The sequence below is a fragment of the Wolbachia endosymbiont of Tuta absoluta genome (genome assembly GCF_059414725.1).
In genome coordinates this window covers 1-685 of sequence record NZ_JBNRJY010000016.1, presented here as the reverse complement: position 1 = coordinate 685, position 685 = coordinate 1, and the positions used below count along the sequence as shown (strand labels likewise).

The following is a 685-nucleotide window of genomic DNA, read 5'->3' as shown; positions in this document are numbered from 1 at the left end:
AACAACACCACTTTTTCCTTATTTTTTTAACAATGTTGTACTATTCTGATGGTAAACCGATAAACTATGTATTCCTCGTTAGATAAGCGTACCCTAGGGAAAACTTACTACCAACAGTTGACTGCTTTTGGCTGATGTCATGTGATGTGATGAACTTTAGATGCATCAGACGTCGTTTTTCAATTCTTTACAGAACGAAATCTGAAACATTTTATGTGCATTTCATAAGTACAACTATGTTTTCATCACAACCACATACCTACTATTTATCACGCACATTAAAGTAGGTAAATAACCTCTGTGCGGCAAAAGAACCGGCGTGAGATTTGGGGGCACCTCTATGCCTCAGTATTAGAAATGAAAACCTATGAAAAAGTGTAGCAAACTGAAGTGGCAGTGGGCTGGGCACATTTGTCGTAGAACCGACGGACGGTAGAGTAAACGGGTTCTCGAGTGGAGGCCACGCCTCGGCAAGCGTAGTGTTGGATGGACCGATGACTTAAAGAAGGCGGCTGGTAGCGCCTGGATGGCGAAAACGGGAGATCGATCATCGTGAATTAGGGAGTAAGCATGAATAAATTCAATTGCTGCTGCTGCTGTTATTGCTTTTTCAACCTTTATGTTGAATATCGACGAAGATGCTATAACTAAAAAAGAACGTATATGTTTTGCAGGAGCAAGAAGC

1 pseudogene is annotated in these 685 nt (G+C 41.3%); it reads right to left on the bottom strand.

Annotation, left to right across the window (positions count from 1 at the left end):
* Positions 1-546: 546 nt before the first annotated feature.
* Positions 547-685, bottom strand: a pseudogene (locus ACJ5GX_RS00110) (polyprenyl synthetase family protein); the annotation flags it as partial.